This is a genomic window from Actinoplanes rectilineatus, assembly GCF_000962825.1.
Classification (GTDB): domain Bacteria; phylum Actinomycetota; class Actinomycetes; order Mycobacteriales; family Micromonosporaceae; genus Actinoplanes; species Actinoplanes rectilineatus.
Window position 1 is genome coordinate 108,286 of sequence record NZ_JZKF01000013.1, and the last position, 21,738, is coordinate 130,023.

Sequence of the window (21,738 nt, forward strand, 5' to 3'; positions counted from 1 at the left end):
AGGCTGCACGCCATGACCTTGCACCTCCGGTGGGCGGCCGTCACCGACCAAGGACACGTCCGGAGCAACAACGAGGACTGTCACTACGCTGGTGACAACCTCCTCGTCGTCTGCGACGGCATGGGTGGGATGGCCGCCGGCGACCTCGCCAGCCGTCTCGCCGTCGAAGCCATGGTCTCGCTCGACGCCGTGATCGACACCGACCAGCAGATGGACTCCCTGCACCGCGCACTGGAAGTAGCGAACCAACGGATCGCCGAGCAGGTTCTCGCCGACCCGTCGCTCCAGGGGATGGGCACCACGCTGACCGCGGTTCTCTTCAACGGCGAGCGGGCCGCGATGGCTCACGTCGGCGATTCCCGTGCCTACCTCCTGCGTGAGGACCGGCTCAACCAGCTGACCAAGGACGACACGTACGTCCAGATGCTGGTCGACCAGGGCCTCATCAAACCCGAGGAGGCGGCCGGGCATCCACGCCGGGCCGTCGTCACCCGGGTGTTGCAGGGGGAGCCCGTCAGCCCGGCGTACGTGATCGTCGAACCCCAGCCCGGTGACCGGTGGCTGCTCTGCAGCGACGGTCTGACCGGCGTGGTCAGCGACGCGGTGATCGAACAGGAACTGCAGACCGTGCCGGACCCGAAGTCCTGCGCGGAGCGCCTGATCGACCTCGCGCTGCGCGGTGGCGGGCCCGACAACGTCACCGTGATCGTCGCCGACGTGACCACCCGGGACTGACCCGGTATTTTGTCTCGGCTGCCGCACTCCCGAGCGCGGCCCGGACTTGGTGGTGATGACGACGGCGCGACTGATCGGCACGCTGGCGCTCGCCCTGGGAGTGGTCGCTCTCGGCGAAATGGTCCCCGGACCGCCACGGCTGTACCCGGACACGACCCAACTGATCGCCGGCCTGGCCGCCGCGGGCATCTGCCTGACGGCCGGCCGCCGCCGCGCCGGCATCCCGCGGCGCTGGCGGCTGCTCGCCGCCGGCGGCCTGCTGGTGTGGTCGCTGACCCGCCTCTGGTGGGTGCTGCGTGACCTGACCGGCGCCGCCCCGGCCGCCCCCGAGGCGGTCGGCGACGTGGGTTTCCTCGTGCTGCCCGTGTGCATGCTGCTCGGACTGCTCGGCGCCACCCGGACCCGGCCCCGGCCGATGCCCACCTCCGCCCGGCGCGACCAGATCGCGCTGGTGCTCGACAGTGTGCTGATCGCGGCGTCACTGCTGGCGCTGATCTGGTCGGTGGCCCCGGCCGGCCTTCCCGCCGACCTGGCCCGGACCGCGATGCTGGCGTACCCGGTCGCCGACCTGGTGCTGCTCACCATGGTCGTGCTGCTGCTCACCACCCGGCCGGACACCCCCGCCGGGCGGCGCCCGCTGCGACTGGCCGGGATGGCGCTGCTCGCCTTCACCTGCGGCGACACCATCCGGCTGCTCGGGTCCGGGCCGTCCTGGCTGGAGAACGCCGGGCACCTGCTCGGCCCGGTCTTCCTCGCCCTGGCGGCGCTCAGCCCGGCCCGGGTCGGTCTGCCCCGCCCACCGGCCCCGCTGATCGCCCAGGACTGGTTCCACCTGCTCCTGCCGTACGGGCCGGTGGTGGTGGCCGGGGTGGTGCTGGTGGCGCGGACCCTCACCGGGCACCCGCTGACGGCGTTCCAGGCGTACCTGGGATGGCTGGGCCTGGCCCTGGTGGTCACCCGGCAGATGCTGACGATCGTGGACAACATGGCGCTGCTCGGCCGGGTCGCGGAGACCCAGCGGCGGCTGCACCATCAGGCGTACCACGATCCGCTCACCGGCCTGGCCAACCGGGCGCTCTTCCGGGAACGCCTCGTGCTCGCCCTGGACGCGCACGAGCAGCACGGCGCCCCGGTCGCGGTGCTCTTCGCCGACCTGGACGACTTCAAGCTGATCAACGACACGTTCGGGCACGCCATGGGTGACCGGGTGCTGCACGCGGTCGGCGAGCGGATGCGGGCCTGTGTCCGGTCCCAGGACCTGGTGGCCCGGCTGGGCGGCGACGAGTTCGCGGTGATGCTCGACCACGGCGCCGAACCGCCGCCGGCGCCGAGCCGTCCACCCGGGCGTCTGCGGTCGGTGATCCGGCAGCGGGGGTACGTGCTGTCGGCCGCCGGGATCCGGATGTCCGGGATCTCGGCACCGGCCCGGGAACGGCGGCGTACCGAACCGGAACCCGCCGGTCTCTCCTGGGTGGCCGAGTCGGAGGCGATCGGACAGCGGATCCTGACGGCGCTGCGGGAGCCGTACATCATCGACGGCCGGGCGGTCGGGGTCGGCGCCAGCATCGGCCTGGTCGCCGCCGAACCGGGCGACAGCCTCTCCGCCGACATCCTGCTGCGCCGGGCCGACGCCGCGATGTACGCGGTGAAACGCCGCGGCAAGGGCGCCCTGATCCGCTACACCGGTCCCCGTGACGCCGGCCCCAACGCGGACCTGCCGCAGCTGCTGGCCGGGGCCCTGACCGGCGGCAGCCCGGCGGCCTCCGGGTTCGAGGTGCACTATCAGCCGATCGTGCGGTTGCGGGACCACACCACGGTCGCGGTGGAGGCCCTGGCCCGCTGGACCGACCCGGTCGCCGGCAAGGTGCACCCGGACGTCTTCGTGACGATGGCCGAGCGCACCGGCCTGGTCGCCGCGATCGACGACTTCGTGCTGAACCAGGCCTGCGCCGACGCCGCCGTCCTCGCCGACCGGTTCGGCCGCCCGATCGCGGTGCACGTCAACGTGTCAGCCGGCCGTCTCGGGCAGCAGGGCCTGGAGGAGGCGGTGGCGGCCGCGCTGTCCCGCCACGACCTGCCCGCCTCCCGGCTCGTCGTGGAGATCACCGAGACGCTGCGCATCTCGGACCTGCCCGCCGCGGCCGCCGTCGTCGGCCGTCTGCGTGATCAGGGGGTACGCGTCGCGCTCGACGACTTCGGCAGCGGCTTCAACGCGCTCGCCCAGCTGCACGCGATCCCGGTCGACATCGTCAAGCTCGACTCCACCCTGACCGACGTGAGCGACCAGCCGGACGACCGGGCGGGCGCGCTCTGCCGCTCGGTCCTGGCGATCTGCGCCGAACTCGGCATCGACGTGGTCGCCGAGGGCATCGAGACGGACGAGCGGTCGGCGGCGCTGGCCGGTCTGGGGTGCCCGCTGGGCCAGGGCTACCTGTTCGGCCCGCCGGTGGCCGTGGACCGGCTGGGACTCTGAGCCGGGCCTCACCGGGCGCGTGGGTTGAGACGGCGGGTGGGGGCGGCCGTGGTCGGGTCCTCGGGCCACGGGTGCCGCGGATAACGGCCGCGCATCTCGGCGCGTACCTGGGGGTAGCCCTGCTGCCAGAACGACGCCAGGTCCGCGGTGACCGCCACCGGGCGCCCCGCCGGGGAGAGCAGGTGCAGCAGGACCGGGACGCGGCCGTCGGCGAGCCGCGGCGCGGTCTTCCAGCCGAAGGCCTCCTGCACCTTGACCGCCAGCACCGGCGCCGCCGGGTCGGAGTAGTCCAGGCGGACCCGGGAGCCGCTCGGGACGGGCAGGCGTTCCGGGGCCACCTCGTCCAGCCGGCCCGCCACCGACCAGGGCAGCAGACGCCGTAGTGCCGAGGCGACGTCCACCTTGGCCAGGTCGGCGCGGCGGCGGGCCCGTTCCAGCGGCAGCCACTCCTCGGCGGTGGCGAGCAGCGCCTCGTCGGACACGTCCGGCCACGGGTCGCCCAGGGCGGTGTGGGCGAAGGACAGACGGGCGCGGAGCTCCTCGGCGGTCCGGGTCCAGGTGAGCAGCGACAGGCCGGACTCGCGGAGACCGGTGAGCAGGGCCGCACCGACCCGGTGCGGATCCGGGTCGGTGAGCCGGGTGGTGGACAGCGTGATCGCGCCGAGGCGGCGGACCCGGCGGGCCACCACGTCGCCGTCGAGCCAGGCGATCTCGGTGGTGTCGTCGAGCAGGGCGGCGGCCACCTCGCGGGCGGTCTGCTCGTCCAGCGGCGCGGCGGCGCGGATCCGTGCGGTCCGGGCGCCGGCGGTGCGGTCGGCACTGGCCACGGCGATCCAGGGCAGGCCGGTGAGTGGGCTGCCGTCGGGCAGGTCCGCGGCGGTTCCGCCGGCCATCAGGTAGGACCGGCCGCCCGCCTGACGGGCCCGGGCCACCCGTTCCGGGAACGCGAGCCCGACCACGAGGCCGGCGGCCAGGTCGTCCGGGATCCGCGGGCCGGTGCCGGCGGGGGGCGGCTGCTCCGACCGGCGGACGGCGGAGCGCAGGCGGCGTACCTCCGCGGTGAAGGAACTCTCGCCGGAGGCGCGCCGCCAGGCGGCGACCACGTCGCCGCCCGCGGACCGGTCCTCGTCGAGCACCGCGACGATCTCCGCGGCCCGGCGTTCGCCGACCGCGGCCGCGCCGTCGAGCAGCGCCCGGGCCAGACGCGGATGCAGGCCCACCCCGGCCAGGGCGCGGCCGCGGGCGGTCACCCGGCCGTCGGTGCCGACCGCGCCCAGGTCGTGCAGGACGGCCGTGGCGGCCCGCAGCGCACCGGCCGGCGGGGGGTCGGGCAGTGCCAGGCCGGCGCCGTCCGGATGCCCCCACAACGCCAGGTCCAGGGCGAACCCGGTGAGGTCGGCGGCGGCGATCTCCGGGTCCGGCCGGGCCGGGAGACGGTCGTGTGCCGCGGCGGTCCAGCAGCGGTAGACCCGTCCGGGCGCCTCCCGGCCGGCGCGGCCGGCCCGCTGTTCGGCGCCGGCCCGGGAGACCGGGACCGTCACGAGCGTGCCCAGGCCCCGCGAGTGATCGGTCCGGGGCACCCGGCTCAGTCCGGCGTCGACCACCGCGCGGACCCCGGGCACCGTCAGGCTGCTCTCGGCGACCGCGGTGGCCAGCACCACCCGGCGGCGCGGACCGGCCCGCAGCGCGGCGTCCTGGTCGGTGCCGGACTGCCGGCCGTGCAGGACGACCACGTCGGCGTCCACCCCGCGCAGACGTCCCGCGACCGTCTCGATCTCGCGGGCGCCGGGCAGGAAGACCAGGACGTCACCGTCGCCTTCGGACAGTGCCCGGCGGGTGGTGGCCGCGACGTGGTCGAGCAGTCTCGGGTCGACGCGCAGGCCGAGCGGCGGGGCGACCGGGCCGGGCGGCGGGGACCAGGACACCTCGACCGGGAAGGTCCGGGCGTGCGCGGTCAGCACCGGTGCGCCGTCCAGCACCGCGGCGAGCCGGTCCGAGTCGGCGGTCGCCGAGGTGGCCAGCAGGCGCAGGTCGGGGCGCAGCGCGGACCGGGCCTCGACCAGGAACGCCAGCGCGAGGTCCGAGTCGAGGTGCCGTTCGTGACACTCGTCGAGGATCACCGTGGCGGCGCCGGCCAGTTCCGGGTCGTGCTGCAGGCGGCGGACCAGCAGGCCGGTGGTGACCACCTCGACCACGGTGTCCCGGGAGACCTGCCGGTCGCCGCGGACCGCGTAGCCGACCCGCTCGCCGACCTTCTCGCCGAGCAGCGCGGCCATCCGGCGGGCGGCGGCCCGGGCCGCGACCCGGCGCGGCTCGGCGACGATCACCCGGCGTCCCGGACCGGCCAGGGCCAGCGGCACCAGTGTGGTCTTGCCGGTTCCGGGCGGGGCCACCAGCACCGCGGCGCCCGCCTCGTCGAGGACGGCGACCACCTGCGGCAGCACGGGGCGGACCGGGAGATCGGGCAGGGCGTCGGCGGGGATCAGCACCCGACCAGTCTCACGCATCGCTTGTTAATTCTTCGCTCAGGCGCTGACGGGGGCGGATCCGCCTGATTGACTGATCAACACCATGGAGACCTTCAACGCGTTGCCCGCCGAGCGGCTGAGGGCCGACCTGCTGGCCTGCTGTGCGGCGCCGGCCTGGGGCGAGGCGATCCTCGCCGGGCGGCCGTATGCCGACCGGGCCGCGCTGCTCGCCGCGGCGGACGCCGCCGGACGGGCGCTGACCTGGCCGGACGTGCTGCAGGGGCTGTCCGCGCACCCGCGGATCGGCGAGCGTGCCGCCGGCGATTCCGCGGAGGCCGCCTGGTCGCGGGCGGAACAGTCGGCCGCCGCGTCCAGCGCCGACGACGACACCAGGGCCGCCCTGGTCGCGGCCAACCGGGACTACGAGGACCGGTTCGGCCACGTGTTCCTGATCTTCGCGAGCGGCCGTGGCCAGGCGGAGATCCTGGCGGCAGCCCGGGAACGGCTGGGCAACGACCCGGCCGTCGAACGCGAGATCGTGACCGGCGAACTCCGCAGGATCGCCCTGTTGCGGCTGGAACGGGTGCTCGATGACCTCTGAGATCTCGACGCACATCCTGGACACGGTCAGCGGCGATCCGGCCCGCGACGTCCACGTACGCCTGGAACGCCGCGACACCGGGGGCTGGCGCACGATCGGCGAGGGACGGACCGACGACGACGGCCGGATCCGATACCCGGTCCCGGTGCACGAGTGGCAGGCCGGGGGATACCGGCTGGTCTTCTACGTCGAGCCGTACCTCGGCGGCGACTGCTTCTTTCCGGAGATCACGGTCGCCTTCCACATGTCCGATCCGGACCGGTCTTACCACGTACCGCTGCTGCTCAGCCGGTACGGCTACACCACCTATCGAGGGAGCTGACCGTTGGCGATCGTGCTCGGACCGAACCGGTACGGCAAGGCGGAGACGCGTCTGGTGCGGGTGCACCGCGACGGCGACACCCACGGTCTGGTGGACTTCACCGTCAGCGTCGCGCTCTCCGGCGACCTGGCCGCCACGCACCTGACCGGGGACAACGCCGGTGTGCTGCCGACCGACACGATGAAGAACACCGTGTACGCGTTCGCGAAGAAGCACGGCACCGGTGAGCCGGAGGAGTTCGCGCTGCTCCTGGCCCGGCACTTCGTCGCGTCCCAGCCGCAGGTGCACGGGGCGAAGGTGTCGGTCGAGGCGATCGGCTGGGAGCGTCTGGGGCCGCACTCGTTCCGGCGGCGCGGCGACCACACCCGGACCGCGGTGGTGACCGTGACCGGCGACGGCGAGCAGGTGGTGTCCGGGGTGACCGGCCTGGTCCTGTTGAACACCACCGATTCGGAGTTCCACGGCTTCGTCCGGGACGAGTACACGACGCTGCCGGAGGCGACCGACCGGATCCTGGCCACGGCGGTGGACGCGCGGTGGCGGCACTCCGGGGTGGACGTCGCGTGGGGCGAGTCGTTCGACGCTTCGCTGGCGGCGATGACCGGCGCGTTCGTCGGCACCTACAGCTATTCGCTGCAGCAGACGCTGTACGCGATGGGCCGCCGGGTCCTCCAGGAACGTCCCGAGGTGGCCGAGGTGCGGCTGGCATTGCCCAACAAACATCACTATCTCGTGGATCTGGCACCGTTCGGGCTGGTCAACGAGGGTGAGGTGTTCATCGCGGGCGACCGGCCCTACGGTCTGATCGAGGGTTCCGTGGTCCGCGACGACGCGGTGGCCGCGGTGGCGGAGTGGTGGCTGTGATCCTCATCGAGAACGCCACCGTCGCCACGGTCGACGCCGGCGACACGGTGCTCGCCGGCGCCGACGTGGTGGTCGGCGACGACGGCCGGATCGCCGCCGTGGGCCGGCACGACTTCACGGACTTCTCCCGGCGGATCGACGGGAGTGGCTGCCTGCTCACCCCGGGGCTGGTGAACACCCACCATCACCTCTACCAGTGGGCCACCCGCGGGCTCGCCCTCGACGAGACCCTGTTCGGCTGGCTGACCACGCTCTACCCGGTCTGGGGCCGCCTGGACGCCGAGATCGTCGGTGCCGCGGCCGCCGCCGGACTGGGCTGGCTCGCCCTCTCCGGCTGCACCACCAGCATGGATCACCACTACGTCTTCCCCCGCGACGGCGGTGACGTGCTGGGCGCCGAGATCGAGGCGGCCCGGACGATCGGCCTGCGGTTCCACCCGACCCGCGGCTCGATGGACCTCAGCCGCAAGGACGGCGGCATGCCCCCGGACCATCTGGTCGAGGAGACCGACGAGGCCCTGGCAGCCACCGAGGCGGCGATCGACCGCTGGCACGACCCGTCCCCGGACGCGATGCTGCAGATCGCGGTCGCCCCCTGCTCGCCGTTCTCGGTCACCACCCGGCTGATGGAGGAGGCCGCGGCGCTCGCCCGCCGCAAGGGCGTCCGCCTGCACACCCACCTCGCCGAGACCGACGACGAGGAGCAGTTCTGCCGTGAACAGTTCGGCTGCAGCCCGGTCGAGTACGCGGAACGCGTCGGCTGGCTCGGCGACGACGTCTGGCTGGCGCACGGCGTACACCTGGACGACGCGGCCATCGCCAAGCTGGGCGCCACCGGCACGGGCGTCGCGCACTGCCCCAGCTCGAACGCCCGTCTCGGCGCCGGCATGGCCCGGGTCCGGGAACTGCTCGACCACCGGGTGCCGGTCGGCCTCGGCGTGGACGGCGCGGCCTCCCAGGAGGTGTCGCACCTGGGCGCCGAACTGCGGCAGGCCCTCTACACCGCCCGGATGCGCGGCGGTCCGACGGCGATGAACGCGCGGGAGGCGCTGCGCCTGGGCACCATGGGCGGGGCCCGCTGCCTGGGCCGGCAGGACGACATCGGTTCGATCGAGGTGGGCAAGCTGGCCGACCTGGTGCTGTGGCGTCTCGACGGCCCCGGGCACGACGGCATCGACGACCGCCTCGCCGCCCTGGTGTTCGGCCCGCCGGCCCCGATCGGACTGGCGCTTGTCGGTGGTGCACCGGTCGTCGAGGACGGCAGACTGGTCAACGCCGACGAGGAGGCCCTGACCCGTGCGGCGCGCGGGGCCCACCGCCGGCTCGTCCCCTGAAGCAGCACCGAGAGGAGCCGTGACGATGACCGAGATCCTGTCCGACGAGGCGGTGGCGTTCGTCGCCGAGCTGAACCGGCGCTTCCGGCCGCGCCGCGACGAACTCCTGGCGGCCCGGGCCACCCGCCGGGCCGAGATCGCCGCGGGCGCCACCCTCGGTTTCCTCGCCGAGACCGCGGACATCCGGGCCGCCGAGTGGTCCGCCCCGCCCGCGCCCGCCGACCTGCGGGACCGCCGGGTGGAGATCACCGGCCCGACCGAGCGCAAGATGACCATCAACGCGCTGAACTCGGGCGCCAAGGTGTGGCTGGCCGACCTGGAGGACGCGAACACCCCGCACTGGGCGAACGTGGTCGACGGCCAGCGCAACCTCTACGAGGCGATCCGGCGGACCATCTCGCTGGCGACGGAGAAGAAGACCTACGAGCTGAACGGCGGGCCGTACCCGACGATCGTGGTGCGCCCGCGCGGCTGGCACCTGGACGAGCGGCACCTGCCGGTGGACGGCGAACCGGCCGTCGGCGCGCTCGTCGACTTCGGCCTCTACTTCTTCCACAACGCGGCCGAACTGCTGGAACGCGGCAGCGGCCCGTACTTCTACCTGCCCAAGATGGAGTCGCACCGTGAGGCCGCGCTGTGGAACGACGTCTTCACCTGGGCGCAGGAGCGGCTGAACATCCCGGTCGGCACCATCCGCGCCACCGTGCTGATCGAGACCATCCCGGCCGCGTTCGAGATGGAGGAGATCCTGCACGCGCTGCGGCCGCACATCTCCGGGCTCAACGCCGGCCGCTGGGACTACCTGTTCAGCATCATCAAGTACTTCCGCGACAACCCGTCGATGATCCTGCCGGACCGGGCCGCGGTGACGATGACCGCGCCGTTCATGAGGGCGTACACCGAACTGCTCGTGGCCACCTGCCACCGCCGTGGCGCGTTCGCGATGGGTGGCATGGCGGCGTTCATCCCGAGCCGCCGCGACCCGCAGGTCAACGAGGTCGCCCTGGTCAAGGTGCGCCAGGACAAGGAGCGGGAGGCCGGCGACGGTTTCGACGGCTCCTGGGTGGCCCACCCCGACCTGGTGCCGATCTGCGCCGAGATCTTCACCGGGGTGCTCGGCGACGCCCCCAACCAGCTCGGCAAGCAGCGCCCGGACGTCGCGGTCGACGCCGCCGACCTGCTCGACGTGGCGAGCCTGGGCGCCACGCCGACCGCGGACGGCCTGCGCAACAACGTCAACGTCGCCCTGCAGTACCTGGAGGCGTGGCTGCGCGGCAACGGCGCAGTGGCGATCCACAACCTGATGGAGGACGCGGCCACCGCCGAGATCTCCCGCTCACAGATCTGGCAGTGGATCCACAACGGGGTACGCCTCGACGACGGCACGCTGGTCACCGCCGAACTGGTGACCCGGATCGTGGACGAGGAACTCGCCACGATCCGTGCCACGGCCGGTTCCGCCGGCCGTTTCGACGACGCCCGCAAACTCTTCGAACGGGTCGCGCTCGCCGACGACTTCGCCGACTTCCTGACGACCGCGGCCTACGACTCGATCGATTGAGGTTCCCCATGCGCCTGTCCGATCATGACTACTCCGAGATCGACGGGCGCCTGGCCGCCCACGACGCGTTCCTGAAATCCCGGTACCCGGGGGAGCGCGCCGGGCGGCAACCCGTGCACACCGTCTACGTCCCGGCGGACCGCCTGGACGACTTCCGCGACTGGGGCGCGATCGCCCTGGCCGCCATGGACGAGCACGATTTCCCCGGGTCGGACCCGGCGATCCGGGCCAAGCTCGACCGCGAGCCGATCGAGGACCTGCGCGTCGATTTCGAGGACGGTTACGGCGTCCGCGACGACGCGCAGGAGGACGCCGTGGTCCGCAGGGCCGCCGGGATCCTCGCGGCAGGCCCGCGACCACCGTTTGTCGGTGTCCGGATCAAATCACTGGAGGCGGCCACCCGGCACCGCGCGCTGCGCACGCTCGACCTCTTCCTCGACTCCTATCAGGACACCTTCATCATCACGCTGCCCAAGGTCAGCGGCCCGGTCCAGGTCGCGACCATGGTCACCCTCTGCGAGAGACTCGAGCGGGGGTACGGCCTGAGCACCGGCACCCTGACGTTCGAGATCCAGGTGGAGTTGCCGTCCGCGGTCCTGTCCGCCGACGGGACCGCCACGGTGGCGGCTCTGCTGACCGCCGCGGACGGCCGGTGCACCGGACTGCACTACGGCACCTACGACTACAGCGCGGCGGCCGGAGTGGCGGCGGCGTACCAGTCGATGGAGCATCCGGTGGCCGACTACGCCAAGGCGGTGATGCAGGCCGCCGCCGCGCAGACCGGTGTGCGCCTCTCCGACGGCTCCACGAACATCCTCCCGGTCGGCGACCGGTCCGCCGTGCACGAGGCCTGGGCGCTGCACCGCCGACTCGTGCGCCGCTCGCTGGAACGCGGCTACTACCAGGGCTGGGACCTGCACCCGGCCCAGTTGCCGACCCGCTACGCGGCCACGTACGAGTTCTTCAGGGACGGCCGGGACGCCGCGGTGACCCGGCTGCGGCGGTACCTGGACCGGCAGGACAGCGGCATCCTCGACGAACCGGCCACCGCCCGCGCCCTGGCCGGATATCTGCTGCGAGGGCTGGACTGCGGTGCGTTGACCGACGCCGGGTTCACCCGCGCCGAGTTGCTGGCCCTTCAGTAGGGCTTCAGTAGGGCAGGTCACGTCCCAGGTGCCGGGCGTACGCGCGGTGGACGAGGGCGCCCACCTCGTCGTCGAAGCCGAGCCCCCACCGCAGCCCGTCGCCGGTGCCGACGTGCACCTGCGCGGCCAGATCCGCCCGGGTGATCGGGAACTCGGTCCGGGCCTCGTCCGGCCCGGCCGGGGCGATCAGGGTGTCCGGCAGCCGGTCGAGGACCGCCGCGACCGCCGGAAGTCCGGCCAGGTGGTCGTCGCGGTAGCTGACGCCGCCCTGTCCCACGGTGCCGGCCGCCGGCTCGATGCCGGGGACCGCGTACGCCGGAGGTGAAGTCATGCCGCAAGTCTCTCGTCAGACCGGTGGCGTCACGTTTTCGCGGTGGGGGAGGTGCCGATTACCGGCGGTAGCCGCCGCAGGCGGGGTGCTGATCATGCTGTGGTGGGGGAGTTGAGGCTCGTACCCTTAGGTAGCTCTTAAGAAGCGCTCGCGATAGGCCAAAGATGGACCCGCGTCGAACCTTTCTCTGATCCACTGAGTATCACTGTGCGCGACGGGACGCGGGGAGAGGAATCGACAACAGTGAGAATGACATGGAAGCGCGGCACGGGTGTCGCGGATAGCCCGGTCATCCAGGCGGTCGAGCACATGGCGGAACGACCGTCCTGGGACTGCCGGGAGTGTGGTCAGAGTTGGCCGTGCGCACCGGCCCGGGACGATCTGGCCGGCAGTGACGACCGGATCTGGTTGGCGATGTACATGTCCGGCAACCTCGACCAGGCGATGGGTGACCTGGTGCCGGCCTCGCCGGCCGTCATGTTCGACCGGTTCCTGGGCTGGTTGCAGCAGCCGGCCCGGACCGGTGAACTGGTGAGTGTCTAAGAAGGAACGGTCAGGCGGTCGTGGAGCCAGGCGGGGTCCGGATTGACGTGGGCCTCGCCGGCGATCACCACAGTGGGGACTGTTTCGTCACCGCCTGTGATGCCACGGACGACGGCGGCGCCCTCCGGATCCTGCCAGATGTCCACCCAGTGCAGCTGGGCGGCGTCCGGTCCGAGCCGGGCCCGCAGCCGGAGGCAGAACGGACATCCGGGACGCCAGTAGACCACCGGGCGGCCGTCGGCGACGGCGTCGGCGGTGCTTTCGGGACGGGGGAACGCGCCTGGTGAGAACAGGTACGCCAGGACCAGGAAGACGACCAGGACGACCGCGGCGGTCGTCGGGGCGCCGGCACCGAACTTGACGGCGGCGATCAGCACGCCGCAGACGGCCCACAGGGCCGCCAGCCTCCACCTTCGCAGCATGGCGGGGACGGTACTCGGTTACCTGCGGTGACGGCATCCCCTACTGGCGGGATGATGGATGTCAACAGGAAACAAACCGTGGTTAGGGTGCGGCCATGGTTGATCTCGTGGTGCGGTCCCGCCGGGTGGTCACCCCTGAGGGGGAGCGGCCGGCATCGATTCTGGTGGCGGACGGCCGGATCGTGGCCGTCGAGGACTACCACCATCCCGGCGACGGTGTCGACCTCGGCGACACCGCGCTGCTGCCCGGCCTGGTGGACACGCATGTGCACGTCAACGAGCCGGGGCGGACCGAGTGGGAGGGGTTCGCGTCGGCCACCCGGGCGGCCGCGGCCGGTGGCGTCACCACGATCATCGACATGCCGCTGAACAGCCTGCCGCCGACGGTCGACCCGGCCGCGCTGCGCGTCAAGCAGAAGGCGGCGACCGGTCAGTGCCACGTCGACGTCGGCTTCTGGGGCGGCGCGATCCCCGGCAACCACGGCCACCTGGCCGGGTTGCACGCCGACGGGGTGTTCGGTTTCAAGGCGTTCCTCGCGGATTCCGGCGTGCCGGAGTTCCCGCCGGTGGACGCCGCCCAACTGGACCTGGCGATGCGCTCGGTGGACGCGCTCTTCGTGGTGCACGCCGAGGACCCGGATCACCTGCGGGAGGCGGCCGGGTCGCCCGCGTACGCGGACTTCCTCGCCTCCCGCCCGGAGGCCGCCGAACACGCGGCCGTCGCCACCGCCATCGGGGTGGCCCGCGAGACCGGCCGCCGCGTGCACATCCTCCACCTCTCCGCGGCCTCGGCACTCCCTCTCATCCGTGCGGCCCGGTCAGCGGGGGTACGCGTGACCGCCGAGACCTGCCCGCACTATCTGACCCTGGACGCCGGCACGGTCCCGGACGGTGCGACCGAGTTCAAGTGCTGCCCGCCGATCCGGGACGCCGCGAACGCCGACCTGCTCTGGCAGGCCCTCGCCGACGGCCTGATCACCTGCGTGGTCAGTGACCACTCGCCCTGCACGCCCGAGCTGAAACGGCAGGACACCGGCGACTTCGCGGCGGCCTGGGGCGGCATCGCGTCGGTGCAACTGGGCCTTCCGGTGATCTGGACCGCTGCCCGGGACCGTGGCCACACGCTCGCGGATGTGGTGAGCTGGATGGCACAGCGTCCCGCCGATCTGGTGGGCCTGCGGGGGAAGGGCCGCATCGCCGCCGGTGCCGATGCGGACCTGGTGGCCTTCGACCCGGAGGCGACGTTCGTGGTCGACCCGCACGCCCTGCACCACAAGAACCCGGTCACGCCCTACGCCGGGCGGACCCTGCGGGGCGTGGTCGCCGCGACGTGGCTGCGCGGGCGTCCGGTTTCCGGCAACGACGCCGGTGGAAGGTTCCTCGTGCGTCAGGAGCGTTGATGCCAGAAGAGTTCACCACCCTGCCCGACCTCGCCTCGCGTGCCTTCGGTGGCGGTGTCGTGGTCGCCAACGACGAGTTCTTCGCGGCCGCCGACCATCTGGTGCTGCCCACCGCACCCGGGCATGCGCCGCGGACGTTCGACACCAAGGGCCAGGTGTACGACGGGTGGGAGACCCGTCGCCGCCGCGAGGCCGGGCACGACTTCGCCGTCGTACGGCTCGGCGCCCCCGGCGTGATCCGCGGTTTCGACATCGACACCGCGTTCTTCACCGGCAACTTCCCGCCGTTCGCCTCGGTCGACGCGGTCGCGCTGCCCGGCCATCCCGGCCCGGACGAGCTGGCCGCCGCGGACTGGCAGCCGCTGCTGGGCCGCTCGCCGCTGAAGGGGGACAGCTCGAACCTGTTCCCGGTCGACGACGGGCGGCGGTTCACGCACGTACGCCTCAACATCTTCCCGGACGGCGGGGTGGCCCGGCTGCGCGTGCACGGCGAGGTGGTTCCGGACCCGGAGCTGCTGCCGAAGGTGTTCGACGTGGCCGCCGCCGAGTACGGCGCCACGGTGGTCGACTGCAGCGACATGTTCTACGGCAATCCGCAGCGGATGCTGATGCCCGGTCTGGCGCAGAACATGGGGGACGGCTGGGAGACGTCGCGCCGCCGTGACGACGGCAACGACTGGGTGGTCGTCCGGTTGGCCGCCCCGGCCCGGCTGCGCTTCGCGGAACTGGACACCAGCCACTTCAAGGGCAACGCCCCCGGCGCGGCCCGGCTGACCGGGATGGATTCCCGCGTCGACCCGGACGCCTGGTTCGAGGTGCTGCCCCGGGAGGCGCTGCGCCGCGACACCCGGCACCGGTTCCCGGTCCGGGTGCGCACCGAGGTGACCCACGTGCGCCTGGACATCTTCCCGGACGGGGGGATGGCCCGCCTGCGTTTGCTGGGCCGTGCCGATCGGGCGCACCTGCGCGCGAGAATCAATCGGTGACCCGAAGTGTGACTCTGGTGTTGACCGATCCGGCCGGGCGTCTGCTGGGTGCCCTGCCGCCGTTCACCGTCGCGGCCCCCTGGTGGCAGGAGGTCGGCGAGATCGTGGCGGAGGCCGGGGTCGACGTGACCGTGCTGCGGCTGTTGAGCGCCGACCGGGAGCGTCCGCCGGGCGGTCACGTCACGTACCTCGCGGTGACGCCGGACCGCCCGGCCGGCCTGCTGCCGGTGGACGCCGACTTCGGCGATCATCCGAAGCGTGCGCCGTACGCCGAGATCGGCGGTCCGGCGGCCTCGCTGGCCTGGGCCACCGGCGCCCTGGACCGGATCGGCATCGTCGACGCGATCGCACATCAGCAGCGCACCTGGAACCTGTCCGCGCTGTGGCGGTTCGACGGGCCGGACGGTGTCCCGGTCGCCTGGCTCAAGCAGGTCCCGCCGTTCCTGGCTCATGAGAAGGCCGTTCTCGCCCTGGTCGACAAGGTGGTGCCGGGGATCTCCCCCTGCCTGCTGGCCGGTGGGGAGCAGGGCCGGATGCTGCTGGCGCACGTGCCGGGCGACGACTGTTACGGGGCCGGGCCGGAGGTGTGCGACGAGGCGGCGGCCTCGTTCCACCCGGTGCAGGAGCACTTCGCCGGCTGGGCCGACGAGATGATCAAGGCGGGGTTGCCGGACAAACGGCCGGACATCGCCCAGATCGCCGCGGTCGCGCTGCCCTTCTTCGACCGGCTCGACGGGTTGCGGCAGCTGGTCGAGGGCCTGCCGCGGCGACTCGGGCGGATCGAGGCCTGCGGTCTGCCGGACACCCTGATCCACGGCGATCTGCACCCGGGCAACATCCGGATCGACAACTACGGACCACCGGTGATCATGGACTGGGCGGATGCCGGGGTGGGCAATCCGGCGTACGACATCCTGCGTCTCGTGGACTCGCTGGACTCCGCCGCGGACGCGTCCGGACCGTTGACCGCCTGGGCGGACCGGTGGCGGGACAGCCGTCCGGGCAGCGACCCGGTGGGGGTGGCCGCCCTGATCCGGCCGGTCGCGGCACTGCAGGCGGCGGTCACCTACGCCGGTTTCCTCGACGAGATCGAACCGGCCGAATGGCCGTACCATGCGGGCGACGTCCCGGAACGACTGAGCGCCGCGGTGGCCGCGGCGGCAGACTGACATTCATGGACGATGCCCGCCGGCACTACCTGGACCTGATCCGGCACGACGGGGTGACGCTGACCCCGGAGCTGGCGGCCGCGTTCGCCGCGGTGCCCCGCGAGGTCTTCGTGCCGGACGGGTTCCATCGCCGCGACGGCCGCCTGGTGGTGCCCGCCGACCCGGAGTTCCTGCCCGCGGTCTACAGCAACGAGGTGCTGGTCACCAAGCTCAGCGACGGCCGCCCGGTCAGCTCGTCCAGCCAGCCGTCGCTGATGGCGGTGATGCTGGCGGCGCTGGAGGTGCGCCCGGGGATGCGGGTGCTGGAGATCGGCGCCGGGACCGGGTACAACGCCGCACTGCTCACCGCACTCGGCGCGGCGGTGACCACGGTGGACGTGCAGGCCGACGTCGCCGAGCGGGCGCGCGCCGCGCTGGCCCGGTCCGGCACCACGGGCGTCCGCGTCGAGATCGCCGACGGCTACACCGGCGGCCCGGCCGGGGCGTACGACCGGATCATCGTGACCGTGGGCGTCGCCGGGATCTCCCCGCACTGGCTGGACCGGCTGGCCCCGGACGGCCTGATCATCGCGCCGGTCGAGCACGCCGGCGTGCACCCGGTGCTGGCGGTCCGCCCGGACCGCACCGGGCTGACCGCGACCGTGATCTGCCCGGCCGGTTTCATGAGTGCCGCCGGCCCGCTCACCGCCCGCCACCCGGGCAGCCATCCCGCGCCCGTCGCCGGCCTGACCGACCTGGTCGAGGCGGTCCCGCCGCGCTGGGATCCGCCGCTGACCGGCCTGCCCTACCGCGATCTCTGGTACGCGGCCGGCGCCTGGCACCGCCGCGTGACGCACGCGTCGAACGACGTCGTGGTGCTCGACGGGACCGGCACGGGCGGTGCCGTCGTCACACCCGCCGGCGCCGTGCTGGCCACCGGAGAAGAGCCGGACCGGTATGCCGCGGTCGCCGACGCGCTGGTGAGCCGGTGGGAGTCACTGGGCCGGCCGCCGATGAGCGCCTGGACGGTCCGGCTGGCCGAGGCGGGCCCGATCCTGGTGCCGGTCGAGTGGCGTCACCAGGTCCCGGAACGCCGGTCCCGCCAGGGCCGCCCGTCCGGGTCGTAGACCATCCGGTACGCCGGGACCGCCCACAGCTTCTGATGCCACGGCAGCTTCCCGGTCCGGTGTGCGACGAGCCGGCCCGGTGGCCGCGGCCCCTGCCCGCCGCCGTCGTGCCACTCCCGCAGCCGGTCCGCGGCGTCGGCCATCACCCGGACCGCCGACGCCGGGTCGATCAGGTCCTCGTCGTCGCCGTCCTTGCGGTCCAGGTGCTCGAGCATCAGCCGCAGGCGCAGGTCCCGCGGGAAACGCCCGTCCTCGTCGACGACCGCGCAGGACAGCTCGCTGTCGTGCGTCCACGATCGACGGTTGAAGTTGTCGCTGCCGACGCTGCACCAGACGTCGTCGATGACGCACACCTTGGCGTGCACGTAGATCGGCGTGCTCTCGTGGTTCTCCAGGTCGAAGACGTGCACCCGGTCCGCGTCGACCTGCCGGCACAGGTCGATCGCCTGTTCCCGGCCGACCTCGTTGGGCGGCAGGGCGAACGCGCCGTCCACGTCCGGGTACCGCGGCACCACGGCGATCAGGTGCAGCTCCGGGTTCTCCCGCATCGCCTCGGCGAACAGCCGGGCCACCTCCTTGGACCACAGGTACTGGTCCTCGAGATAGATCAGCCGGGTGGCCCGCTTGATCGCCTTGGTGTAGCCGCGGGCCACACTGCGCTCGCCCTTCGTCGCGAAACCGTACGGCGGCCGCATCGCCGGGTAGGTGCGCAACACCTGCACGGTCAGCGGACCGCACGCGGGCGGGTCCGGCGGCTGTTCGGGCAGCGGGTCGGGGCTCATGTCCTCGTGCTTGAGCCGGTCGACGACCGTGGACACCGGACCGTTCTGGTCCAGCGGCACCCGGTCGTTCCAGCGCTCCCGGAACGTGTGGTCGAGCGCGCCGACCACCGGGCCACGCAACTCCAGCTGCACGTCGTGCCAGGGCGGCGTCGGGCCGTAGGCCTTCGCCATCTGCACCGCCTGCCGGTCGCCGTGGTGCTCGGCGTCGTCGCGCCGGCTGTGGCACAGGTCGATGCCCCCGGCGAACGCCACGTCCCTCTCCGGGTGTCGCGGATGGCGTAGTACCACCAGTTTCTGGTGGTGCGAGCCGCCCCGGCGGACCCGCTGGTCCAGCAGCACCTCACCGCCGGACTCCTCGATCGCGTCGGAGAGGTTCCGGTTCTCCTCCTCGCTGTACGCGAGTTTGTCCATGTGCGAGCGCCACAACAATCCTTTGACGATCACCCCGCGGGCGGCGGCCGCCGCGAACAGCTCCGCGATCGACGGACCGTCGTCACGCATCAGCTCGTCCGGGTCGCCCCGCCAGTCGGTGAAGAACAGGTGGTCGCCCTCCGAAAGAGCCTCGACTTCACTCACCAGCCGATCGAAGTACTTTCGCCCATGAATCAGAGGCTCGGCAGTGTTTCCGGTGTTCCATGTGGGTATGGAGGTGTCCGGGTTGCCGCGCTCGGCAGCGGTGAGAAGCCATTCGTGCAGCGGCAAAGCAGCCCCTTCGAGGTCGACGACGCCCTCACCGTAAGCCTCCCGCACGCACCCCGCATCCCTTCGTCATCAGGAGTGGACCCCATGAGCGCCGAGCCCCTGGTCAGCACGCCCGTCACCGAGACCGCCGACGCCGCTGAGAAAGGACTGCTCATAGCGGTCCTCTTCCTCGTCGTCATGGGCACCGCCGCGATGCTCCTGATGTCCTGATCCAGGCGTCTTTCTCACACTTGCCAGGGGGTACGAGCCACTACTCCCCGCCTTCCGCCACACCTCTCCTGCCTGCCCCAGGATTCCCGGGCCCCGATCACTGAGCACCGGTCACCTCGTCCGGGCCCACGGGCGTACGCGACGGCCGGGGTCGACAAAGATCGCTTGATTCGTACACTTGTGCGAATGAAACGGCGACCGCGGGGTGCCCCGCAACTCCACGAAGCGGCCTGGCTGCACTTTCCCGGCGTCTACCCCGGGCCGGTGTCGCTCCTGCGTCTGGAGAAGGCGGCCGGATCCGGCGGCTGGGAGGTCATCCTCGACCGCGATCTGCGGCTCGGCACGCAGGAGCGGGGACGTTTCGCCACCGAGGCGGCGGCCCGCAACCGCATCGAACAGATCTACGCCGGCACCGCCGAGGGCGGCGAGTGGCGGGTGCGCCGATATCAGCCACACCCGCCCGCGCGGTGAGAGAACCGATGCTCAGTCGGTGTGCGGCAGTTTCGTCGCCGGGATGACGCCGAGGCGCCCCTTCTGGAAGTCCTCGAACGCCTGCTTCAGCTCGGCCTTGGTGTTCATCACGAACGGCCCGTACTGCGCCACCGGTTCACGGATCGGCCGACCGCCCATCACGAACAGGTCCAGTGCCGTCTTGGCCTCGACCCGGATCGCGTCACCGGGGCCGTACGTGGCCAGCTGTCCCAGATGGATCGGCCGCATGTCGGTGCCCACCCAGCCCTCGCCGGACAGGGCGTAGACCAGGGCGTTGTAGTCCGGCTGCCACGGCAGGTCGAGGCGGGAGCCCGGCTCCATGGTGATGTGCGCCAGGTTGATCGGCGTGAACGTCGACCCCGGTCCGGCGTGCCCGGCGATCTCACCGGCGATCACGCGGATCAGTGCGCCGCCGTCCGGTGTGGTGAGGAGGGCGGCAGCCGTACCCCTGATGTCCTGATATTTCGGGTCTATCATCTTTGCTGCCTTGGGCAGGTTGACCCACAGCTGCAGGCCGTGGAACAGCCCACCGCTGGTGACCAGGTGCTCCGGCGGCGCCTCGATGTGCAGGATCCCGCTGCCGGCCGTCATCCACTGCGTGTCACTGTTCGCGATCGAGCCGCCGCTGCCCAGCGAGTCCTGGTGGTCCATGATCCCGTCGATCATGTACGTGACCGTCTCGAACCCGCGGTGCGGATGCCACGGCGTGCCCTTCGGCTCTCCGGGCGCATAGTCCACCTCGCCCATCTGGTCGAGATGGATGAACGGGTCGAGCTCGGTGACCGGCACCCCGGCGAAGGCCCGTCGGACCGGGAAGCCCTCACCCTCGTATCCCTGCGGCGCGGTGGTGAGCCGGCGGACCGCCCGGAACTCCGTCGCGACCGGATCCAGCTCCGGCAGTCGCGGCAGAACGAGAACGTCATCGACGGTGATTGCAGGCATCTCAAGCCCTCCTGACTTCGAGGGCCCCAGCATAGCTCCTTCAAATCTGAAATAACAAGGTGCTGCTTTAAATCTGAAGAATCAGTGAGCCGTGTCATCGAGGTCCGGCCGGAGCGGTCCCGACTGCTCCGTGACGATGAGGGTGGCCTGCCGGTCACGCCTTTCGGACTCTGGCGAAGATGCGGCCGATCGCGGCCAGCTCCTCGTCGTCGACGTGGTCGATGAAGCTTGCGCGGACGGTGGCGAGGTGGGCGGGCGCCGCCGCCCGCAACGTCTCCAAGCCCTCGTCGGTGAGCACGGCCTCCTGGCCCCGCCCGTCGTCGGAGCAGTTCTCCTTGCGGACCAGCCCGCGCTTGACCATCGAGGTGATCTGGTAGGTGATCCGGCTCGGTGAGAGCACCAGCCGGTTGGCCAGTTCGCCCATCCGGATGCGGCGGCCCGGCGCCTCCGTCAACGCGACCAGGACGTGGTAGTCGTTCATGCTCAAGCCGGTGGCGGCGCGCAACTCGTCCTCGAGGCGGGTGTGCAGTGCCCACGAACCCTCGATGAACGTGCGCCAGTGCTCGAGTTGGTTCGCGCTGAGCTGTTCGGCCATACCCCGACGATACCCTTCAAATCTGAAAGAAGCCCAGCCCGGGGAGGCGCGCGTTAGGGTGCCGTTGTGTCGAGTCGCCGAGCTGTTCCCGATGATGCCGCCGAACTGGTCCGTCTCCGGGCCGTGATGTTGAGCCAGGCCTACCGCGAGGGCTGGAACGACGACTGGCGGGAGCCGGTTCGCGAGTCGTTCGCCCGGCGGCTCGCCGAACCGGTGCCGGCGCTCGCCGCCTACGTGGTGGACCGTCCGGACGGGGGTGGGCTGGCGGCCTGCGCGGTCGGCCTGATCGAGGAGCGGCTGGGTAATCCGGTCGACCCGTCGGGGCGCGTCGGTTACGTGATGAGCGTCGCGACGGATCCGGACATGCGGCGGCGGGGCTATGCGCGGGCGTGCATGACCGGGCTGCTCCAGTGGTACCGCGACCAGGGCCTCCGGACCCTGGACCTGCGCGCCTCCGGGGAGGCCGAGCCGCTCTACCGTTCGCTCGGTTTCGCCCGGACCGCTGACCCGTCGATGCGCCTGCGGCTGGTCTGACCGGGACTGTGCTCGGTCGCG

General features: G+C 72.2%; 22 protein-coding genes. 16 read left to right on the plus strand and 6 right to left on the minus strand.

Features of this window, described 5'->3' with window-relative positions; translation table 11 throughout:
• Positions 1-12: 12 nt before the first annotated feature.
• A complete protein-coding gene (locus tag WH85_RS13010) occupies positions 13-735 on the plus strand; it encodes a PP2C family protein-serine/threonine phosphatase (protein WP_045742078.1) in 723 nt (240 codons plus the stop codon).
• 55 nt (positions 736-790) lie between these two features.
• Positions 791-3,208: a putative bifunctional diguanylate cyclase/phosphodiesterase gene (locus WH85_RS13015; RefSeq protein ID WP_045742126.1), complete on the plus strand. Its 2,418-nt coding sequence runs from the start codon at positions 791-793 to the stop codon at positions 3,206-3,208.
• Positions 3,209-3,216: 8 nt separating this feature from the next.
• Here the strand turns inward: WH85_RS13015 and hrpB are convergent, their stop codons facing one another.
• Positions 3,217-5,691, minus strand: a complete 2,475-nt coding sequence (gene hrpB, locus WH85_RS13020; protein WP_045742127.1) for an ATP-dependent helicase HrpB — start codon at positions 5,689-5,691, stop codon at positions 3,217-3,219.
• A gap of 88 nt (positions 5,692-5,779) precedes the next feature.
• Here hrpB and uraD point away from each other — a divergent pair, with 88 nt between their 5' ends.
• Genes uraD through WH85_RS13050 form a run of 6 tightly spaced genes read left to right on the plus strand, consistent with a single transcriptional unit; the run spans position 5,780 to position 11,503 of the window.
• Entirely contained in the window at positions 5,780-6,277 is a 498-nt protein-coding gene (gene uraD / locus WH85_RS13025) for a 2-oxo-4-hydroxy-4-carboxy-5-ureidoimidazoline decarboxylase (RefSeq protein WP_045742079.1), read from the plus strand.
• Positions 6,267-6,599, plus strand: a complete 333-nt coding sequence (gene uraH / locus WH85_RS13030; protein ID WP_045742080.1) for a hydroxyisourate hydrolase — start codon at positions 6,267-6,269, stop codon at positions 6,597-6,599. The genes uraD and uraH overlap by 11 nt, the downstream gene beginning before the upstream one ends.
• Positions 6,600-6,611: 12 nt before the next feature.
• Positions 6,612-7,463: a factor-independent urate hydroxylase gene (pucL, locus tag WH85_RS13035; protein ID WP_245673925.1), complete on the plus strand. Its 852-nt coding sequence runs from the start codon at positions 6,612-6,614 to the stop codon at positions 7,461-7,463.
• The gene (locus WH85_RS13040; protein ID WP_245673921.1) at positions 7,454-8,797 is read left to right on the plus strand and encodes an 8-oxoguanine deaminase; all 1,344 of its coding nucleotides are present in this window, start codon (positions 7,454-7,456) and stop codon (positions 8,795-8,797) included. The genes pucL and WH85_RS13040 overlap by 10 nt, the downstream gene beginning before the upstream one ends.
• 25 nt (positions 8,798-8,822) lie before the next feature.
• Positions 8,823-10,358, plus strand: coding sequence for a malate synthase A (gene aceB, locus WH85_RS13045; protein ID WP_045742129.1), 1,536 nt, complete (start codon positions 8,823-8,825; stop codon positions 10,356-10,358).
• 8 nt (positions 10,359-10,366) lie between these two features.
• Positions 10,367-11,503 (plus strand): DUF6986 family protein, encoded by a 1,137-nt coding sequence (locus WH85_RS13050; protein WP_045742082.1) that lies wholly within the window; start codon positions 10,367-10,369, stop codon positions 11,501-11,503.
• 4 nt (positions 11,504-11,507) lie between these two features.
• Here WH85_RS13050 and WH85_RS13055 read toward each other — a convergent pair whose 3' ends face one another.
• Complete coding sequence (locus WH85_RS13055; RefSeq protein WP_045742083.1) at positions 11,508-11,834, minus strand: hypothetical protein; 327 nt, start codon at positions 11,832-11,834, stop codon at positions 11,508-11,510.
• A 249-nt stretch (positions 11,835-12,083) separates the two neighbouring features.
• On the opposite strand from WH85_RS13055, the gene WH85_RS13060 reads away from it, so the two are divergent.
• Entirely contained in the window at positions 12,084-12,377 is a 294-nt protein-coding gene (locus WH85_RS13060) for a hypothetical protein (RefSeq protein ID WP_083448968.1), read from the plus strand.
• Here the strand turns inward: WH85_RS13060 and WH85_RS13065 are convergent.
• Entirely contained in the window at positions 12,374-12,799 is a 426-nt protein-coding gene (locus WH85_RS13065) for a glutaredoxin domain-containing protein (RefSeq protein WP_045742085.1), read from the minus strand. The genes WH85_RS13060 and WH85_RS13065 overlap by 4 nt on opposite strands.
• 95 nt (positions 12,800-12,894) lie before the next feature.
• Between WH85_RS13065 and allB the strand changes: the two genes are divergently transcribed.
• The 4 genes from allB to WH85_RS13085 are packed head-to-tail and all read left to right on the plus strand — an operon-like array spanning position 12,895 to position 17,460.
• Complete coding sequence (allB, locus tag WH85_RS13070; RefSeq protein WP_045742086.1) at positions 12,895-14,199, plus strand: allantoinase AllB; 1,305 nt, start codon at positions 12,895-12,897, stop codon at positions 14,197-14,199.
• Complete coding sequence (alc, locus tag WH85_RS13075; protein ID WP_045742087.1) at positions 14,199-15,185, plus strand: allantoicase; 987 nt, start codon at positions 14,199-14,201, stop codon at positions 15,183-15,185. Before allB ends, alc begins: the two co-directional genes overlap by 1 nt.
• Positions 15,182-16,354 (plus strand): aminoglycoside phosphotransferase family protein, encoded by a 1,173-nt coding sequence (locus WH85_RS13080; RefSeq protein WP_045742088.1) that lies wholly within the window; start codon positions 15,182-15,184, stop codon positions 16,352-16,354. The genes alc and WH85_RS13080 overlap by 4 nt, the downstream gene beginning before the upstream one ends.
• Before the next feature lie 5 nt (positions 16,355-16,359).
• Positions 16,360-17,460 carry a protein-L-isoaspartate O-methyltransferase family protein gene (locus tag WH85_RS13085; RefSeq protein WP_045742089.1) on the plus strand — a complete coding sequence of 367 codons (1,101 nt, stop codon included), beginning with the start codon at positions 16,360-16,362 and terminating at the stop codon, positions 17,458-17,460.
• On the opposite strand, the gene WH85_RS13090 is transcribed toward WH85_RS13085, so the two are convergent.
• On the minus strand, positions 17,409-18,944 hold the full coding sequence (locus tag WH85_RS13090) for a phospholipase D family protein (RefSeq protein ID WP_045742130.1): 1,536 nt from the start codon (positions 18,942-18,944) through the stop codon (positions 17,409-17,411). The two genes, WH85_RS13085 and WH85_RS13090, sit on opposite strands and share 52 nt — an antisense overlap.
• A gap of 84 nt (positions 18,945-19,028) precedes the next feature.
• Here WH85_RS13090 and WH85_RS53705 point away from each other — a divergent pair, with 84 nt between their 5' ends.
• Together WH85_RS53705 and WH85_RS13095 are read left to right on the plus strand one after the other, a co-directional pair.
• The gene (locus tag WH85_RS53705) at positions 19,029-19,154 is read left to right on the plus strand and encodes a hypothetical protein (protein ID WP_281179057.1); all 126 of its coding nucleotides are present in this window, start codon (positions 19,029-19,031) and stop codon (positions 19,152-19,154) included.
• 186 nt (positions 19,155-19,340) lie between these two features.
• Positions 19,341-19,625, plus strand: a complete 285-nt coding sequence (locus tag WH85_RS13095) for a hypothetical protein (protein ID WP_045742090.1) — start codon at positions 19,341-19,343, stop codon at positions 19,623-19,625.
• 12 nt (positions 19,626-19,637) lie between these two features.
• Here the strand turns inward: WH85_RS13095 and WH85_RS13100 are convergent, their stop codons facing one another.
• Together WH85_RS13100 and WH85_RS13105 are read right to left on the minus strand one after the other, a co-directional pair.
• Positions 19,638-20,588, minus strand: coding sequence for a pirin family protein (locus WH85_RS13100; protein ID WP_045742091.1), 951 nt, complete (start codon positions 20,586-20,588; stop codon positions 19,638-19,640).
• 154 nt (positions 20,589-20,742) lie between these two features.
• Positions 20,743-21,183 carry a MarR family winged helix-turn-helix transcriptional regulator gene (locus WH85_RS13105; protein WP_045742092.1) on the minus strand — a complete coding sequence of 147 codons (441 nt, stop codon included), beginning with the start codon at positions 21,181-21,183 and terminating at the stop codon, positions 20,743-20,745.
• Between the two features lie 66 nt (positions 21,184-21,249).
• Between WH85_RS13105 and WH85_RS13110 the strand changes: the two genes are divergently transcribed.
• Entirely contained in the window at positions 21,250-21,717 is a 468-nt protein-coding gene (locus tag WH85_RS13110) for a GNAT family N-acetyltransferase (RefSeq protein ID WP_045742093.1), read from the plus strand.
• The last annotated feature ends 21 nt before the right edge of the window (positions 21,718-21,738 follow it).

Coding starts and splice junctions, on each gene's coding strand:
- alc (WP_045742087.1), top strand. CDS start 14,199: ATGCCAGAAGAGTTCACCACCCTGCCCGACCTCGCCTCGCGTGCCTTC.
- WH85_RS13085 (WP_045742089.1), top strand. CDS start 16,360: ATGGACGATGCCCGCCGGCACTACCTGGACCTGATCCGGCACGACGGG.
- WH85_RS13105 (WP_045742092.1), bottom strand. CDS start 21,183: ATGGCCGAACAGCTCAGCGCGAACCAACTCGAGCACTGGCGCACGTTC.
- uraH (WP_045742080.1), top strand. CDS start 6,267: ATGACCTCTGAGATCTCGACGCACATCCTGGACACGGTCAGCGGCGAT.
- WH85_RS13010 (WP_045742078.1), top strand. CDS start 13: ATGACCTTGCACCTCCGGTGGGCGGCCGTCACCGACCAAGGACACGTC.
- WH85_RS13060 (WP_083448968.1), top strand. CDS start 12,084: ATGACATGGAAGCGCGGCACGGGTGTCGCGGATAGCCCGGTCATCCAG.
- WH85_RS13050 (WP_045742082.1), top strand. CDS start 10,367: ATGCGCCTGTCCGATCATGACTACTCCGAGATCGACGGGCGCCTGGCC.
- uraD (WP_045742079.1), top strand. CDS start 5,780: ATGGAGACCTTCAACGCGTTGCCCGCCGAGCGGCTGAGGGCCGACCTG.
- WH85_RS13095 (WP_045742090.1), top strand. CDS start 19,341: ATGAAACGGCGACCGCGGGGTGCCCCGCAACTCCACGAAGCGGCCTGG.
- WH85_RS13100 (WP_045742091.1), bottom strand. CDS start 20,588: ATGCCTGCAATCACCGTCGATGACGTTCTCGTTCTGCCGCGACTGCCG.
- aceB (WP_045742129.1), top strand. CDS start 8,823: ATGACCGAGATCCTGTCCGACGAGGCGGTGGCGTTCGTCGCCGAGCTG.
- WH85_RS13055 (WP_045742083.1), bottom strand. CDS start 11,834: ATGACTTCACCTCCGGCGTACGCGGTCCCCGGCATCGAGCCGGCGGCC.
- WH85_RS13015 (WP_045742126.1), top strand. CDS start 791: ATGACGACGGCGCGACTGATCGGCACGCTGGCGCTCGCCCTGGGAGTG.
- allB (WP_045742086.1), top strand. CDS start 12,895: ATGGTTGATCTCGTGGTGCGGTCCCGCCGGGTGGTCACCCCTGAGGGG.
- WH85_RS53705 (WP_281179057.1), top strand. CDS start 19,029: ATGAGCGCCGAGCCCCTGGTCAGCACGCCCGTCACCGAGACCGCCGAC.
- WH85_RS13065 (WP_045742085.1), bottom strand. CDS start 12,799: ATGCTGCGAAGGTGGAGGCTGGCGGCCCTGTGGGCCGTCTGCGGCGTG.